13 protein-coding genes are annotated in these 16,008 nt (G+C 60.5%); 8 read left to right on the forward strand and 5 right to left on the reverse strand.

Features of this window, described 5'->3' with window-relative positions; all coding sequences use genetic code 11:
- Positions 1-102: 102 nt before the first annotated feature.
- Positions 103-1,083, forward strand: a complete 981-nt coding sequence (locus tag ACQZ5K_RS14695; protein ID WP_448740668.1) for a glutathione S-transferase family protein — start codon at positions 103-105, stop codon at positions 1,081-1,083.
- Between the two features lie 12 nt (positions 1,084-1,095).
- Here ACQZ5K_RS14695 and ACQZ5K_RS14700 read toward each other — a convergent pair whose 3' ends face one another.
- Positions 1,096-1,998, reverse strand: a complete 903-nt coding sequence (locus ACQZ5K_RS14700) for a LysR family transcriptional regulator (RefSeq protein ID WP_448740669.1) — start codon at positions 1,996-1,998, stop codon at positions 1,096-1,098.
- A 202-nt stretch (positions 1,999-2,200) separates the two neighbouring features.
- Between ACQZ5K_RS14700 and amaB the strand changes: the two genes are divergently transcribed.
- The 4 genes from amaB to ACQZ5K_RS14720 all read left to right on the forward strand — a co-directional run bounded on the left by amaB (position 2,201) and on the right by ACQZ5K_RS14720 (position 6,556).
- On the forward strand, positions 2,201-3,730 hold the full coding sequence (amaB, locus tag ACQZ5K_RS14705; RefSeq protein WP_448740670.1) for an L-piperidine-6-carboxylate dehydrogenase: 1,530 nt from the start codon (positions 2,201-2,203) through the stop codon (positions 3,728-3,730).
- 241 nt (positions 3,731-3,971) lie between these two features.
- The gene (locus ACQZ5K_RS14710) at positions 3,972-4,925 is read left to right on the forward strand and encodes an aliphatic sulfonate ABC transporter substrate-binding protein (RefSeq protein ID WP_448740671.1); all 954 of its coding nucleotides are present in this window, start codon (positions 3,972-3,974) and stop codon (positions 4,923-4,925) included.
- 21 nt (positions 4,926-4,946) lie between these two features.
- The gene (locus tag ACQZ5K_RS14715) at positions 4,947-5,726 is read left to right on the forward strand and encodes an ABC transporter permease subunit (RefSeq protein ID WP_149743936.1); all 780 of its coding nucleotides are present in this window, start codon (positions 4,947-4,949) and stop codon (positions 5,724-5,726) included.
- Positions 5,727-5,734: 8 nt separating this feature from the next.
- Positions 5,735-6,556, forward strand: a complete 822-nt coding sequence (locus tag ACQZ5K_RS14720) for an ABC transporter ATP-binding protein (RefSeq protein WP_020811555.1) — start codon at positions 5,735-5,737, stop codon at positions 6,554-6,556.
- 40 nt (positions 6,557-6,596) lie between these two features.
- Here the strand turns inward: ACQZ5K_RS14720 and putA are convergent, their stop codons facing one another.
- Positions 6,597-10,271 (reverse strand): trifunctional transcriptional regulator/proline dehydrogenase/L-glutamate gamma-semialdehyde dehydrogenase, encoded by a 3,675-nt coding sequence (putA, locus tag ACQZ5K_RS14725; RefSeq protein WP_448740672.1) that lies wholly within the window; start codon positions 10,269-10,271, stop codon positions 6,597-6,599.
- Positions 10,272-10,447: 176 nt separating this feature from the next.
- Between putA and ACQZ5K_RS14730 the strand changes: the two genes are divergently transcribed.
- Positions 10,448-10,918 (forward strand): Lrp/AsnC family transcriptional regulator, encoded by a 471-nt coding sequence (locus ACQZ5K_RS14730; RefSeq protein WP_448740673.1) that lies wholly within the window; start codon positions 10,448-10,450, stop codon positions 10,916-10,918.
- Between the two features lie 248 nt (positions 10,919-11,166).
- Here ACQZ5K_RS14730 and ACQZ5K_RS14735 read toward each other — a convergent pair whose 3' ends face one another.
- Together ACQZ5K_RS14735 and ACQZ5K_RS14740 are read right to left on the reverse strand one after the other, a co-directional pair.
- Positions 11,167-11,733: an RNA polymerase sigma factor gene (locus ACQZ5K_RS14735; RefSeq protein ID WP_003508744.1), complete on the reverse strand. Its 567-nt coding sequence runs from the start codon at positions 11,731-11,733 to the stop codon at positions 11,167-11,169.
- Positions 11,733-11,939, reverse strand: a complete 207-nt coding sequence (locus ACQZ5K_RS14740) for a NepR family anti-sigma factor (protein WP_003522527.1) — start codon at positions 11,937-11,939, stop codon at positions 11,733-11,735. Before ACQZ5K_RS14740 ends, ACQZ5K_RS14735 begins: the two co-directional genes overlap by 1 nt.
- Before the next feature lie 138 nt (positions 11,940-12,077).
- On the opposite strand from ACQZ5K_RS14740, the gene ACQZ5K_RS14745 reads away from it, so the two are divergent.
- Together ACQZ5K_RS14745 and ACQZ5K_RS14750 are read left to right on the forward strand one after the other, a co-directional pair.
- On the forward strand, positions 12,078-12,872 hold the full coding sequence (locus ACQZ5K_RS14745; protein WP_448738274.1) for a response regulator: 795 nt from the start codon (positions 12,078-12,080) through the stop codon (positions 12,870-12,872).
- Between the two features lie 101 nt (positions 12,873-12,973).
- Positions 12,974-13,957, forward strand: a complete 984-nt coding sequence (locus ACQZ5K_RS14750; protein ID WP_174022500.1) for a sensor histidine kinase — start codon at positions 12,974-12,976, stop codon at positions 13,955-13,957.
- Positions 13,958-14,254: 297 nt separating this feature from the next.
- Here ACQZ5K_RS14750 and ACQZ5K_RS14755 read toward each other — a convergent pair whose 3' ends face one another.
- Positions 14,255-15,979 (reverse strand): sensor histidine kinase, encoded by a 1,725-nt coding sequence (locus ACQZ5K_RS14755; protein WP_448740674.1) that lies wholly within the window; start codon positions 15,977-15,979, stop codon positions 14,255-14,257.
- Between the last annotated feature and the right edge of the window lie 29 nt (positions 15,980-16,008).

The following is a 16,008-nucleotide window of genomic DNA, read 5'->3' on the forward strand; positions in this document are numbered from 1 at the left end:
TCACCCTTGATCGGAAACAGTGCGTCAACCGAAGCGCGGCTTGTGAAGCGGCGGCAACCCGGCCCATAAGGCTTTCATCTTTAGATGAACGGAGAGCCGCAAATGCTCGTGGATGGAAAATGGACCGCCGAATGGCATCCGGTGCAGGCGACCGACAAGAAAGGCGGCTTCGTTCGCCAGACCTCCGGCTTCCGCAACTGGGTGACGCCTGACGGTTCGGCGGGGCCGACGGGTGAGGGCGGTTTTGCGGCCGAAAGCGGCCGTTATCATCTTTACGTCGCGCTGATCTGCCCATGGGCATCGCGCACGCTGATCGGCCGAAAGCTGAAGAAGCTGGAAGAGGTGATTTCCGTTTCCGTTGTCGAGCCCGCCCTTTCCGACGAGGGCTGGAAATTCGGCGACTATCCGGGTTCGGACCGCGATACGCTCAACGGCTTCACCTATATGCACGAGGTCTATACCAGCGCGGATCCGCATTATACCGGCCGCGCCACCGTGCCCGTGCTTTGGGACAAAAAGACGAAAACCATCGTCAACAACGAATCCGCCGATATTCTGCGCATGCTGAATTCCGGTTTCGGCGCTCTGGCCGATAATAGCCTGGACCTTTATCCGGAAGCTTTGCGCGATGAGATCGACGCTCTCAATGACCACATCTATCTGCGCCTCAACAACGGCGTTTACAGAACCGGTTTCGCCACCACGCAGGTTGCTTATGAAGAGGCCTTCGCCGATGTGTTCGCGACGCTTCAGGAGCTCGAAAGCCGCCTGGTCTCAGGCGGGCCTTTCCTGTTCGGCGATCTTTTGACCGAAACGGATGTCCGGCTTTTCGTGACGCTGGTTCGTTTCGATGCCGCCTATCATGGCCTGTTCAAATGCAATCTTCGCCGTATCGCCGATTACCCCGCCCTTCAGGCCTATATGATGCGGGTGCTGACCATTCCGGGCGTGCGCGACACGGTCAATATCGACCATATCAAGCGCGGTTATTATTCCATCAAGGCGCTCAACCCGACCCGGATCGTGCCCGTCGGTCCCGATCTTCCGGGGCTGTATGACGTTTCTCTCCGCCCGTCGAACTGAGCGGATGACGGATTACACCGGTTTGCCGACCTGATCGAGCAGCCAGGCCTGAAAGGCGCGGGCCAGCGCATTGTCCTGCCGTCCTTCCGGCAGGGCGACGTAATAACTCTTGTCGGTCTGCAGGGGAATGTCGAAGACGATTTCGAGGCGGCCGGAGGCGATCTCCGCCTCGATGAGATATTTCGGCAGAAGGGCAAAGCCGATGCCGCTTGCGGCTGCCTCGATGATCATCGAGAACTGGTCGAAACGGCTTCCCTGATAGGCATTCTCCGCCGTCACACCGTTCATCTCCAGCCATTCCGTCCATAGTTTCGGCCGTGTCGTCACATGCAGCAGCGGCTGCCCGGTCAGATCCTGCGGCTTGCTCACACTGGCGCGGCCCAGCAGGGCGGGGCTTGCGACCGGCACGATCACCTCGTTGCACAAAAATGTGCAGGTGCCATGCGCCCAGACCGGCTGGCCATAATGAATGGCGAGATCAAAACCTTCCTCGTCGAAGTCGAAGGGATGCGAGCGCGAGCCGATGGTGATCGTTATTTCCGGATTGGCGTCGATAAAGCGGTGGAGGCGCGGCATCAGCCAGCGGCTGCCGAATGTCGGCAGTGTCGCGACGGAAAGCGATGCGTGCGATGTTCCGGCTGAAACCGCGCGCACCATCAATTGTTCGGATTGCTGCAACAGGCGCCGCACATCCGGCAGGAATTTACGCCCCGCTTCCGAAAGCACGACCCGCCTGCGGATGCGCTCGAAAAGCTGCATTCCCGTCTGCGCTTCCAGTTCGCCGATCTGCCGGCTCACCGCGCTCTGCGTGAGGTTGAGTTCTTCCGCCGCACGCGTAAAATTGCCGTGCCGTGCCGCGCATTCGAACGCCTGCAGGGTAACGATGTCAGGGACCAGTCTTCTGCGCGGATCCATTCCATTCTCGCATCAACTTACCCGCTTTCCTCATTGGAAAAGGGTCATTATGGCCATATATGATTACGGGAAAGAATGGAACGGTGTAAAACATCAGTTCCACATAACGAATGGCAAATTCGGGGAAAGAAGAGTGACGGGAGTTGAAAGCGCCGTATCGAAACGGCCTTTCCTCCCCTTTTAAGCCAAAAGGACGATGGACATGGATGCGACCACGAAGCTCGACGTGAAACAGGAAGCCGCGGCCCTGCTCGACAGGATGGGCGTTGCCCGCGATCTCTATACCGGCGGCGATATGGCCTCCTTCAGCCCGGTGACGGGTGAACAGGTCGCGAGCCTGAAGACCGTTTCGGTCGCGGGTGTCGCAGCCGTGATCGACCGGGCCGATGCCGCCTTCAAGACATGGCGCAATGTGCCGGCGCCCCGCCGTGGCGAACTGATCCGGCTGCTCGGCGAGGAACTGCGCGCCTTCAAGGCCGATCTCGGCCGTCTCGTCTCGCTGGAAGCGGGCAAGGTTCCCTCCGAGGGCCTCGGTGAAGTGCAGGAAATGATCGATATCTGCGATTTCGCGGTCGGTCTTTCCCGCCAGCTTTATGGTCTCACCATCGCCACCGAACGCCCCGGCCACCGCATGATGGAAACCTGGCATCCGCTCGGCGTCGTCGGCGTCATCTCCGCCTTCAACTTCCCGGTCGCCGTCTGGTCGTGGAATGCGGCGCTTGCCATCGTCTGCGGCAATTCGGTTGTCTGGAAGCCTTCGGAAAAGACCCCGCTCACGGCGCTTGCCGTGCAGGGCATCTTCGAGCGCGCGGCCGCCCGTTTCGGCGATGCACCGGAAGGTCTTTCGCAGTTGCTGATCGGCGACCGTGCCGTGGGTGAAGCTCTGGTGGACAATCCCAAGGTGCCGCTCGTCTCGGCCACCGGTTCCACCCGCATGGGCCGCGATGTCGGCCCGCGTCTGGCGAAACGCTTCGCCCGCGCCATTCTGGAACTTGGCGGCAACAATGCCGGCATCGTCTGCCCTTCCGCCGATCTCGACATGGCGCTGCGCGCCATCGCCTTTGGCGCCATGGGCACGGCCGGCCAGCGCTGCACCACGCTTCGCCGTCTCTTCGTGCATGACAGCGTCTATGACCAGCTCGTGCCGCGCCTGAAGAAGGCCTATGCCTCCGTTTCCGTCGGCAACCCGCTGGAAACATCGGCACTTGTCGGTCCGCTGGTCGACAAGGCGGCTTTCGACGGCATGCAGAAGGCCCTCGAAGCGGCGAAAGCCCATGATGGCGTGGTGAATGGTGGCGGCCGCGTGGATACGGGTGCGCCGGATGCCTATTACGTCAAGCCGGCTCTGGTCGAAATGCCGAAGCAGGCGGGCCCTGTGCTGGAAGAGACTTTCGCGCCGATCCTCTATGTCATGAAATACAGCGATCTCGATCAGGCGATAGACGACCATAACGCCGTCGCTGCTGGTCTTTCCTCATCGATCTTCACCCGCGACATGCAGGAATCGGAGCGGTTCCTGTCGTCGGAAGGCTCCGACTGCGGTATCGCCAACGTCAATATCGGCACCTCGGGTGCGGAAATCGGCGGCGCCTTTGGCGGTGAGAAGGAAACCGGCGGCGGCCGTGAATCCGGTTCGGATGCGTGGAAGGCCTATATGCGCCGCGCCACCAACACCATCAACTACTCCAGGGCGCTGCCGCTGGCGCAGGGCGTTTCGTTCGATATCGAATAATCGCGTCCTCTATAGAGAAATTGATCCATCGTGCCGGCGCGGTTCCATCCGCGCCGGCATTTCTATTTGATGGGTCGGACGAGGGTGTCCGCGACGATTTGCGGAAAAGAGGCTTTTGCGCGGAATTTTATTCCCGCAATATTGCTCATATTGAATTATCGTCTCTCTATCGTTTTAATCGAAAATCCTAGCATTGCTCCATATCGCAACCCGGCAAGAGCGCCGGTGATAAGGAGATGAAATGCCAGCCGTCACCCGCCGCGCCCTTTCCGCCAGCATTCTTGTTGCCGCTGCTTTATCCGTTCTGCCTTTTCAGGCCCAGGCGGCGGAAGAGCTGAAGATCGGTTATCAGAAAACCGGCCTGCCGGTGATCGCCCGCCAGCAGGGCGTCATCGAAAAGGCGCTTGAGGCCAAGGGCGTGAAGGTTTCCTGGGTCGAATTCACCGCTGGCCCGCCGCTGGTGGAAGCCCTGAATGTCGGCTCCATCAATGTCGGTTGGACGGGCGACGCGCCGCCGATCTTCGGTCAGGCGGCAGGTTCCGCCATCGTTTATGTCGCTGCCCTTCCTTCGAACGGCAAGGGCGAGGCGATCTTCACCAAGCCTGAGAGTGGCATCAAATCGGTTGCCGATCTGAAGGGCAAGAAGGTCGGCGTCGGCAAGGGCACCAGCGCGCACAATCTACTGGTGGCGGCGCTGGAGAAGAACGGCCTGAAATTCAGCGATATCGAGGTGGTGTATCTCAGCCCTGCCGATGCTTCCGCCGCCTTCGCCAGCGACAAGATCGACGCCTGGGCCGTCTGGGATCCCTTCTATGCGATTGCCGAAACCCGCTACAAGCCGGTCACTCTGGCCCGCACAAGCGATGTGCTTGCCGTCAGCACCTATTTCCTCGCCAATCGCGACTACGCCAAATCCAATGCGGATACCATCAACATCACTATCGATGCTCTGGGCGAGGCGGCGAAATGGTCCGCCGCCAACCGCGACAAGGTCGCCGCAGCTTTGCATGAGGTGACGGGCGTGCCGCTGGAGGCGCAGACGCTCGCCGCGAACCGCTCGGAATTCGGCATTACCAAGATCGACGACAAGATCGTCGCCAGCCAGCAGGAAACCGCCGACCGCTTTTATCGTCTCGGTCTGATCCCGAAACAGATCAGCATCAAGGATGCCGTCTGGTCGGGCGCGACGAACTGAGCAAGAGCCGGAGGGTATGCCATGAGCACCGGAAAGCGTATCGAGATTGGCGGCATCACAGGCTGGCTGCTCCCCGCACTCATTCTTGCTGGCTGGGAGGCGGCAGCGCGTGCCGGTCTGATTTCCGCCAATGTGCTGCCGGCCCCTTCCGCCGTTGCGGAAGCCTTCTGGCGGCTTCTGCTTTCGGGGGAACTCATCGCCAATATCGGCGTGAGTTCTGCCCGCGCGCTCGCCGGTTTCGCCATTGGCGGCTCCATCGGCTTCATCTTCGGCCTGGCCAATGGCCTCTCGAAATTCTCCCGCAGCTTCACCGATACGACGCTGCAGATGATCCGTAACATTCCGCATCTGGCGCTCATTCCGCTGGTCATCCTCTGGTTCGGCATCGATGAGGAGGCGAAGCTGTTCCTCGTCGCGCTCGGCGTGTTTTTTCCGATCTACATCAATACGCTGCTCGGCATTCAGGGTGTCGATCCGCAACTGGTGGAAATGGGCCGTACCTACGGCATGTCGCCCTTCACGCTGTTCCGGCGGGTCATTCTGCCCGGCGCGCTGCCCGCCATTTTCACCGGCCTGCGTTATGCGCTCGGCATCATGTGGCTGACGCTGATCGTCGCCGAAACCATCTCTTCCTCGTCCGGCCTCGGCTATATGGCCATGCAGGCGCGCGAGTTCCTGCTGATCGACGTCGTGGTTCTGTCGATCCTCATCTATGCGCTTCTCGGCAAGCTGGCCGACAGTTTCGCCCGCTTCCTCGAAAGCATCTTCCTGCAATGGCATCCAGCCTTCAAGAAAGTCTGAGGTAACCCATGTCGACCGGCAATGTTACGACGCTGAGACGCCCGGATGCCCCGCCATCCCTCCCGTCCCAAGGGAAAATCGAACAACGCGAGAAGACGACAGAAGGCAAGGTCGCCTTCAGCTTCCGCAATGTGGCGAAGAGCTTCGGCGACAAACCGGTTCTGCGCGGCATCGATCTCGATGTGCGGGAAGGCGAGTTTCTGGCCATCATCGGCAAGAGTGGCTGTGGCAAGAGCACGCTCCTGCGCATTCTGGCCGGCCTCGACACGCCGACCACCGGAACCGTCTCGAAAGATGCATCGAGCCGCACCCGCATGATGTTTCAGGAGCCGCGTCTTCTGCCGTGGGAACGTATCGCGAGCAACGTCTCCGTGGGGCTGACCGGCATCGCCAAGGGCGAGGCGGCGCAGGAGCAGGCGCTTACAATTCTCGAAGAGGTCGGTCTGAAAGACCGGGCTGGCGAATGGCCCTATGTGCTTTCCGGCGGCCAGAAGCAGCGCGTGGCGCTGGCGCGCGCGCTGGTGGCCCATCCGCAAATCCTGGCGCTGGATGAGCCGCTCGGCGCGCTCGATGCGCTCACCCGCATCGAAATGCAGCTTCTGCTGGAGCGCATCTGGCGCAAGCAGAAATTCACCGCCGTTCTCGTGACCCATGATGTATCGGAGGCCGTGGCGCTTGCGGATCGCATCGTCGTCATCGACGAAGGGCGCATCGCGCTCGATCTCGATGTGAAGCTGCCCCGGCCGCGCCGTCATGGCACTGCGGAATTCGCAAGGCTGGAAGAGCAGGTTCTGAACCAGCTCTTCGGCCGCGGCGACACCAACGGATAAGGCATGAACCGGCACGGCAGAGACCCCGCCGGAACCTGTTTTAGCCAATGCTCATCAGGCTGGCATTGCCGCCGGCGGCCGTGGTGTTGACGCTGACGGAGACTTCTTCGACCAGCCAGTCGAGATTATAGGGCTGGCTTTCCCCGGAAAGCGCTTCCGTTGTCGCCGCCTGAACGAGAACCAGCGGGCCGGGCAGGGCGGCGATCTTTTTATTGACCGCCACGATACGCTCCGCATCGCCCTCGACCAGCGCGCCGGCGAAGGGCGCTGATTTTTCCCAGTCATCCGCCCAGACGATGCGCGAGGTCACGGTTGCCGGCAGTCCGTAAATGGATTTCTCCAGTCTCGAGGCATTATCGATGACAACCGCGTTTCCGGTTGCAAGCGCTGCCGCAAGCTGGCGGTAAAGCCCCTGTTCGGTTGCCGGAACCAGCAGAACCTTTCCACGCGGATGCAGTGCATAGACATTGCGCTCGCCGACGGGACCGGCCAGTTCGGTTTCGAAGCCGAGGCCGGAAAGAGCTGCCGCCTGCCGTGCGGCTTCGGCCGCGACTGTCTCGCCGTTTTCATCCAGCCAGCGGGCGAGATCGACGGCGGCCTGATCCTGCTGGCTGGCAATGCGGTCGATCTTCGGCGCTTCCTGTGTCATGCGGCCGAGATAAAGCGGGCCGCCGGCCTTTGGGCCAGTGCCGGAGAGGCCGCGTCCGCCAAAGGGCTGCACGCCGACGACCGCGCCGATGATGTTGCGGTTCACATAAAGATTGCCGGCCGCGACGCGCGACAGCACATGCTGGATCGTATCGTCAAGACGCGTATGCAGGCCGAAGGTCAGGCCGTAACCGGTGGCGTTGATCTCGTCGATCAGCCGGTCGAGATTGTCGCGCTTGAAGCGGATGACATGCAGCACCGGGCCGAAAACTTCGCGTTTCAGATCGGCGAGCGATTTCATCTCGATGATCGTCGGCGGCACGAAGGTGCCCTTGCCGGTTTCGCCGGCAAGCGTGATCTGTTCGATGCGATGGCCGAGCTCCCGCATTCCCTCGATATGCTTTTCGATGATGCCCTTCGCCTCGGCGGTAATGACGGGGCCGACATCGACGGAAAGCTTGTCGGTGCGGCCGATCCGCAATTCGTGCAGCGCGCCTTTCAGCATGGTCAGCGTGCGGTCCGCCACATCTTCCTGCAGGCAGAGGATGCGCAGCGCCGAGCAGCGCTGGCCGGCGCTGTCGAAAGCGGATGCAATGACATCGGCGACGACCTGCTCGGCAAGTGCGGAGGAATCGACGATCATGGCGTTCTGGCCGCCGGTTTCGGCGATCAGCGGCACCGGCTGGCCATTGGCCAGAACCCGGCCGGCAAGCTGGCCCTGAATGAGCCGCGCCACTTCCGTCGAGCCCGTAAACATCACGCCGGCTGTAAGGGGTGAGCCAACAAGTGCCGCACCCGTCTTGCCGTCGCCCGGCAGAAGCTGCACGGCATCCTGCGGAACGCCGGCCTCATGCAGCAGGCGCACGCCCTGCGCTGCGATCAGCGGCGTTTCTTCGGCGGGCTTTGCCAGAACCGGATTGCCGGCAACCAGCGCCGCCGTCACCTGACCGATGAAGATGGCGAGCGGGAAGTTCCACGGGCTGATGCAGACGACCGGGCCGAGCGGCGTTTCACCGGTCTTGAAGTTTCTACGGGCTTCCGCCGCGTAATAACGCAGGAAGTCGATGGCTTCGCGCACCTCGGCAATGGCGTTCGGCATGGATTTTCCCGCTTCGCGCATGATGAGGCCGAGCAGGGCAGGCATTTCAGCCTGCATCGCATCGGCGGCCCGCTCCAGGCAGGCGGCGCGTTCTTCCACCGGGGTGGAGGGCCAGCTTGAGGCCGCTGCCCGCTGCATTGCCGCTTCGACATCGCCTTCAGTCGGCTCTGTCACATGGCCGACGATATCATTGTGGTCGCCGGGGTTGAGAACCGGGCGCGTGTTGCCGCCTGCCTGCGGCGCCGACGCTTTCCATTCCGTCGCAGCACCTGCCTTCAGGGTTTTGTCCAGTGCGGCGAGCGTCGTTTCACTGGAGAGGTCGAGGCCGGCGGAGTTTTTGCGTTCCGGGCCGAATAGGCCTTCGGGGGCGGCGATGCGGTCGTGGCGCGCGCCGGGAACGGCATAGGCCTTGACGACGGCAACCGGGTCTTCCAGCAGGGAATCCACCGGTACGGCGGGGTCGGCAATGCGGTTGACGAAGGAGGAGTTCGCGCCGTTTTCCAGCAGGCGGCGGACGAGATAGGCCAGCAGCGTCTCATGGGTGCCGACGGGGGCATAGAAGCGGCAGGGCCGGTCGAGCTTCTTCTTGCCGACGACTTCGCTGTAAAGCGGTTCGCCCATGCCATGCAGGCACTGGAACTCATAGTCGCCGAGTTTGAAGCCGGGGCCGGCGAGATGGTAGATGGTCGCCATGGACTGTGCGTTGTGGGTCGCAAATTGCGGGAAGACCAGATCGCGCGCGGCGAGCAGCTTGCGGGCACAGGCGATGTAGGAGACGTCAGTGTGGACCTTGCGGGTGAAGACCGGGAAGTCCTCCAGTCCCTCCACCTGCGCGCGCTTGATTTCCGCATCCCAATAGGCGCCCTTGACGAGACGCACCATGATGCGGCGGCCCGAGCGGCGGGCGAGATCGATGATGTAGTCCAGAACGAAGGGGCAGCGGCGGCCATAGGCCTGCACGACGAAACCGAGGCCGTTCCAGCCGGCGAGGTCCTTGTCGAGCGCCAGCTCTTCCAGAAGATCGAGCGACAGTTCCAGCCGGTCGGCTTCCTCCGCATCGATGTTGAGGCCGATATCGTATTTTTTGCTGAGCAGCATCAGCGATTTGACGCGCGGCAGCAGTTCCGCCATCACCCGCTCGGCCTGCGCGCGAGCGTAACGCGGATGCAGCGCCGAAAGCTTGATGGAAATGCCGGGACCGCCATAGATGCCGCGCCCGGCCGATGCCCTGCCGATGGCGTGGATGGCGTTTTCGTAGTCCTTGTAATAACGCTCCGCATCCTTCGCGGTGGTCGCGGCTTCGCCCAGCATGTCGTAGGAATATTGGAAGCCCTGTTCTTCCAGCGGCTTCGAACGCTTGATCGCTTCGCCGATGGTCTCGCCGGTCACGAATTGCTCGCCCATCATGCGCATGGCCATGTCGACGCCGCGGCGGATGACGGGTTCGCCGGCGCGGGCGATCAGCTTGGTCAGCGCCGCCGAAAGGCCGCTATCGTTTACCGTCGAGGTCAGCTTGCCGGTGATGACGAGGCCCCAGGTGGCGGCGTTGACGAAGAGCGAACGCCCGCCGCCAATATGGGATTTCCAGTCGCCGCGGGCGATCTTGTCGCGGATCAGTGCGTCGCGGGTAGCGGTGTCGGGAATGCGCAGCAGCGCTTCGGCAAGGCACATCAGCGCCACGCCCTCATGGCTGGAGAGCGAATATTCCTGCACCAGCCCCTCGACGCCGGTGCCCTTGGTCTTGGCGCGCAATGCCTCGATCAGTTTGCGGGCCGTGTCGCGAATGGCTTTCGTTTCTTCCGCCGTCACCGTTGCGGCCTCGATCAGCGGCGCCAGGCATTCTTCCTCCGGGCGACGATAGGCGGCGGTGATCGCTTTGCGCAGCAGGCTTTGCTCGCGCACCGGCGGCGCAAAATTCTGGAAGATACCGTTCGCCACTACACCGGCGTTGCTTGCACCATCGGCCATTCTGAAAAATCCTGAAAACGCTGTTGAAGACAGACCTTCGGCGGCAGCGTGTCCTCCGCCCGCCGCTCGTCATCCTGGCACAGACAATATCATCACCGCAGAAATTGCTATGGCCCTATTTTCAGGATAAAATAGGCAATATGAACTTTTATTTTTGAGATATGGCGTTAAATCACATGGCAAATAGTCAAAAAACAGACGATCTGGATCACTTCGACCTCAAGATACTCGAGGCGCTGAGCGAAGACGGGCGCATGTCCGTGCTGCAGCTCTCGAAAAGGGTCGGTCTTTCCAAGACGCCCTGCCAGACGCGGCTGAAGCGGCTGGTGGATGAGGGCTATATTCTCGGCTTCCGCGCCATGCTCAATCCGCAGAAGCTCGGTGTCGATCACATCGCCTTCGCTGAGGTAAAGCTTTCCGATACGCGCGAAAAGGCGCTGGAGGAGTTCAACGCGGCGGTGCGCAAGATCAAGGAAGTGGAGGAGTGCCACATGATCGCCGGCGCCTTCGACTATCTTCTGAAGGTGCGCACCAGCGATATCCGCAAGTATCGAAGGGTACTCGGCGAGAAAATCTCAAGCCTGCCATCCGTCGCCAACACTTCGACCTTCGTGGTCATGCAATCGGTCAAGGAAAGGGGTATCTGAAGGGGTAACACGAAGACAGTGGCAGGCGCGCGCTCGCCGTATCATCCGCACACCGTCACCCCGGACTAGATCCGGGGTCCAGTGCGATCAAGTCATTGATCGCGAGAGAGTCCTTTCACGGCGCAGACACGCCGTGGCTGGATGCCGGATCGAGTCCGGCATGACGGAGGAGACGTTTGCGGCCTTTGTCATCGTCTCAACGGGCAGACGCAGGCCTGCCCGTTCGCCACTGTCCGAATTCAGCGCTCTCAACGCGCCGTGGCGGCGGCGGTGACCGCGCTCATCTGCGCGTCCGGACCGAACTCGTTTTCGTTTTCGATCCCGAGCAATTCCTGCAAGCGCAGCCTTGCGCGGCTGACACGGCTCTTGATGGTGCCGACGGGGCAACCGCAAATCTCGGCGGCTTCCTCGTAGGCAAAACCCGAAGCCCCGATCAGCAGGATCGCTTCACGCTGGTCGTCCGGCAGCTTTGCCAGTGCCGCGCGGAAATCCTGAAGGTCGACTGAACCATGCTGTTCCGGCGGCACCGACAGGCGCGAGGTATAGACCCCGTCCGTATCCTGCACCTCACGGCCGGATTTGCGGATCTGGCTGTAGAACTCGTTGCGCAGGATCGTTACCAGCCATGCGCGCATGTTGGTGCCCGGCTGGTAGCTGTCCTGTTTCGCCCATGCCTTCATGATCGTGTCCTGCACGAGGTCGTCGGCACGGTCCCGCGAGCGGATGAGCGAAATCGCGAAGGCGCGCAGGTTCGGCAGCGCCGCCAGCATTTCCCGTTTGAAATTGTATTCTGTCTGCTCCGGCTCTTTCGCCATCATTCCTCCGAAGCCTTCATTTTGGCTCTGCTTTCGGCTTCATCGAGTTTTTCGAGAAGGTCGAGGAATTTGTCAGGGATGCCTTCATCCTGAACGGCATCATAAAGCTCCCTGAGCTTACGGGAAATCACCGCCCGCCCGGAGTGTGGAACCTGGGGGGCGGCCGAATTGTCCGGCTGATCTTGGTCCGATTGAAATATGCTCATAACGTCCGGTATTCCTTTTGCGTCGTGGCAAAGAATGCGCCGTGAAAAAAATAGTTCCGGCGGTCCGGAACTTTTTTTGCAATGCGCACGTTGCTATCGTGGGTTTGCGTTGCAGACCGCATGAAAGGGGAGAATTCCATGTCAGTTTCTACACGCATCGCACCGCACCTGCCATATCTGCGCAGGTTCGCGCGTGCCGTTTGCGGCTCACAATCGACGGGCGATGCCTATGTTGCCGCCACCCTCGAAGCTCTGATCGCGGATATCAGCATTTTTCCGCAGACTAGCAATGATCGTGTTTCGCTCTATCAATTGTTCGTATCGATCTTTAGTTCCGTCACGATCAATATTAAGACCGACGAAAACCTGTCGGGATGGGAAAAACGCGCCTCGGCCAACCTCTCCGCCGTGCCGGCCTTGGCCCGTCAGGCATTCCTTTTGACCACGGTCGAAGAATTCACACCTTCGGAAACCGCCGAGGTTCTGAAAGTCTCCGAGGATCAGGTCGGCAAGCTGATCGACGAGGCAGCGTCTGAAATCGCCCGGCAGGTGGCGACCGATATCATGATCATCGAGGACGAACCTCTGATCGCCATGGATATCGAGCAGATGGTTACCGATCTCGGCCACCGCGTCACGGGCATCGCTCGCACCCATACGGAAGCGCTCGATCTCTTCCATCGCACCCAGCCAAAAATGATCCTCGCCGATATCCAGCTCGCCGACGGCAGTTCCGGTCTCGATGCGATGAAGGATATTCTGCAGATGACCACCCTCCCGGTGATCTTCATCACGGCTTTCCCCGAACGTCTTTTGACAGGCGAGCGACCGGAGCCGACCTTCCTTGTGACGAAGCCGTTTAATCCGGACATGGTGAAAGCGCTTATCAGCCAGGCCCTGTTTTTCAACGAAAGCTCACGCGTCGCGGCGTGAATTTTGCCGAAACCGCAGGCTGACCGGGAACCACTATGGTGCCCGGGCGTTGGCGGTTACGGTCGTGGGGCTGCCCCGCGGCTTTCTGCAAGGAGACGAATTTGCATCGGCTGGCATGGCATAACGCGGAGAGGGACGAAAGCGAACTTCACGATTCGCTCGTCCTCGCCTTGCTCGATTCGGGTGAGACAGTCATGCTGCAGGACTGGAACCGCGACTATATATTCGTGGCCAATCTGCCGGATGTCTGGAAAATTCCGGCAGAATCTCGCCCCACCGATGAAAATCTGTTCGGTAACGATCTCTCCGCCCGGCTGGCCGATCTCAAGAAGGACATGAATACGGCGGGCAGCCGCGGCATGCTGGAAGTCAATGCCGGCAATGATCGCGTCTTCCAGTTTCAGGTTCATTCCACCCTTAACCACACGAACCAGGTGGTGATGAAAACCACCATTCGCGAGGTGACCGCGGAAAGGCGGCGCGAGCAGCTTCTGCGCTCGCTGCTGCGCGAGGTCAGCCACCGTTCCAAGAATCTCCTGGCGATCATCCAGAGCCTTGCCGGCCAGACGGCCCGTTTCAGCCTCACCAAGGATGATTTCCTGCGCAAGTTTCGCGGCCGACTGCATGCTCTTGCCCAGAGTCAGGATCTCATCACGGATTCGGACTGGCGGGGCGCGCGCATATTCGAGCTGCTGCGCCAGCAATTCGATCTTTATGTGCCGGAATATCCGAACCTCATCCATATGGAAGGCGAAAACCTGCTGCTCAACCCGAATGGCGCGCTTTATATCGGGCTCGCCTTCCATGAGCTGGTCGTCAATACCGTCAGCCATAGCGGCAATCTCGCCTATCACCCGCCCATATCCCTGCAATGTCGTCAGGAGGGTGATTTTTATATCGTTGAATGGAATGAGCCGATGATGCCGTCGAAAGAGCCGGCGGAGACCCGGCGCGGCAGTTTCGGCAGCGTGGTGCTGGAAAAGGTGGTTCCGTCTGCATTGGGGGGAAGCGCCGAATACGAGTTGACGCCGGAGCGGATCGTCTACCGGCTGAAATTTCCTTCCATCGACGGCGCGGATGCCTGAAATCTCAAGATCGCGCGAAGCGCCGGGCTCATCTTTCATTTCATGAAAACCAAAACAAAAAGCACGGCTCATGAAAGAGCCGTGCTATTTTTATGACAGGTTTTCAGGGGCGAAACCTGTTTATTTTCAGCCAAGCTTCAGGCGGGGACGGGGGAATTGCTTGGCCTGCAGTAAAAACACGCCCAGCCGGATTCGGTTCCCAAAAAATGCGTTTTTTTAACGTTGCGCAAAATACCAGCCATTTTTGCCCCGGCTTTTTTGCCGTCTGCACAGCGGATAGGTCCGCAAGTTTCGGCCTCAATGCGTGCCTGTCTGTTCCGATCGTTTGGGCGTGAAGTAACGCATCGGCGCTTCCAGCGACCACTCGAAGCCGGTTTCACGATATTCCGTCAGCACCTGCCCGCCGAAGGCGCCTTCCGCATGCCTTTTGATGACCGTGGTGCCGAAGCCTTTGCGGCTCGGTTCCCTGGCGGGCGGTCCGCCCGTCTCGGTCCAGACGAGATGGATCATCTGCCGTCCGTCTTTTTCAAGCGACTGCCAGCGCACGGTAATTTTTCCCGATGGAACCGACAATGCGCCATATTTGATGGAATTCGTCGTCAGCTCGTGGATAACAAGACCGAAATTCTGTGCCGCTTCCGGAGAAAGCATGAAATCGTCTCCCGCCAGCACGATGCGCTGCGCCACGGTTCCGAAAACATCGAGGTGGGTCTCGATCAGCTTGCGGATCGGCAGACCCTGCCATTGAACCTCCGCCAGGGCCCGGATCGACATTCCAAGGCCGCGCAGGCGGTGATCGACCTCCTTTTGAAATTCCGGAATGCTTTTATTTTCGCGTCCCAATTGCCGTATCATCGCCTGAACCAGCGTCAGAATGTTCTTGGAACGGTGAACCAGCTCGTGAAGCAGCAGTTGCAGCCGCTCTTCCGACTGGCTTCTGTCGAAGGACGCGTTGGAGAGCGCGATGGCGACCTGGTTGGCCTCCTTTATCTTGGTATCGACGGGTGCGACGATCTCGCCTTCGCCGATGCGCTCGGCCATCAGGGTCAGGTCACGAATGGAGCTGCGCAATTGCCGGCCGACCAGATAGGCGCCGCCAATGGCAATCAGCACCAGCATCAGGCTGCCGATCATCATCTGCCGCCAGGTGTCTATCAGCGCCGCCTGACTTGCGGCGAGCGGACCCCACATCACCGTCTTCCATTGCCAGCCCGGCAATTGAGCATAGGCATAGAGGTTACCCTTGCCGTCGAAAAAATTGCCGCTGAAGGCCTGCATTTCCGAAAGGACATCGGGGGTGACAAACGGCTTGCCCACTTCCGCCTCTTCGGGCGCGCTTGAGACGACAACGCGGTTGTTGCCGTCAATGATGGCGGCCGCCCAGTGGCGCGGCAGGTTTTCCGTGGGGATGAGCCTGCTCAGGTCACTGGTATTCTGCGTCAGGATCAGGGCGTCTCCGGCGGGGTCCAGGTCCGGGCCGAGCGGCATGGTGACGTTGAACACCCATTCCTTGCTGGTCGAGCCGAAAAACATGTCCGAGACGGTGATGCGGCGGGAGTCGATCGCCCTGGTCAGATTGGCTTCCGCCGGCACTTTGCCGAGCGGTTGGCCATAGGGCACGCGCGTATTGAGACGCTGCTGGCCATCTTTGGTAGCGAGAATGGCGTAAAGGCCCTCCCGTTTCAGACTGTCGGCGACGCGCCCCTGAAACGCGGCGAGGTTGCCGCTCTCAAGTTCCGGGAATTGCGACAGGAGATTGAGCGAGGTGGCGATTTCCTGCAGGCGGCGGTCGATGTTGCGGGAGACCACCCGCACATCCTCGATGGTTTCCCGTTGCAGGTCGTCGCGTTTTTCCGCCTCGAGGCGCAGCATCAGATAGCCGCCGAAAAGAATGAGCGGCAGGGTAATGACGGTAGCCATCACCACCAGATAGGTGCCGATGGAGGCGGTCGGGAAAAAATTCGCACTGCGCCGACGCAAAGCCGAGATCATGTCTTTCAGTCTGTCGCCGGGTCGAGGCATACAAAAAACTCCGGCAGTTATGGCATTGT

It is taken from the genome of Agrobacterium sp. 22-226-1 (assembly GCF_053522345.1).

Excerpts from the sequence above, each read along its gene's own strand:
- ACQZ5K_RS14695 (WP_448740668.1), top strand. The coding sequence starts at position 103 with ATGCTCGTGGATGGAAAATGGACCGCCGAATGGCATCCGGTGCAGGCG.
- ACQZ5K_RS14700 (WP_448740669.1), bottom strand. The coding sequence starts at position 1,998 with ATGGATCCGCGCAGAAGACTGGTCCCTGACATCGTTACCCTGCAGGCG.
- amaB (WP_448740670.1), top strand. The coding sequence starts at position 2,201 with ATGGATGCGACCACGAAGCTCGACGTGAAACAGGAAGCCGCGGCCCTG.
- ACQZ5K_RS14710 (WP_448740671.1), top strand. The coding sequence starts at position 3,972 with ATGCCAGCCGTCACCCGCCGCGCCCTTTCCGCCAGCATTCTTGTTGCC.
- ACQZ5K_RS14715 (WP_149743936.1), top strand. The coding sequence starts at position 4,947 with ATGAGCACCGGAAAGCGTATCGAGATTGGCGGCATCACAGGCTGGCTG.
- ACQZ5K_RS14720 (WP_020811555.1), top strand. The coding sequence starts at position 5,735 with ATGTCGACCGGCAATGTTACGACGCTGAGACGCCCGGATGCCCCGCCA.
- putA (WP_448740672.1), bottom strand. The coding sequence starts at position 10,271 with ATGGCCGATGGTGCAAGCAACGCCGGTGTAGTGGCGAACGGTATCTTC.
- ACQZ5K_RS14730 (WP_448740673.1), top strand. The coding sequence starts at position 10,448 with ATGGCAAATAGTCAAAAAACAGACGATCTGGATCACTTCGACCTCAAG.
- ACQZ5K_RS14735 (WP_003508744.1), bottom strand. The coding sequence starts at position 11,733 with ATGGCGAAAGAGCCGGAGCAGACAGAATACAATTTCAAACGGGAAATG.
- ACQZ5K_RS14740 (WP_003522527.1), bottom strand. The coding sequence starts at position 11,939 with ATGAGCATATTTCAATCGGACCAAGATCAGCCGGACAATTCGGCCGCC.
- ACQZ5K_RS14745 (WP_448738274.1), top strand. The coding sequence starts at position 12,078 with ATGTCAGTTTCTACACGCATCGCACCGCACCTGCCATATCTGCGCAGG.
- ACQZ5K_RS14755 (WP_448740674.1), bottom strand. The coding sequence starts at position 15,979 with ATGCCTCGACCCGGCGACAGACTGAAAGACATGATCTCGGCTTTGCGT.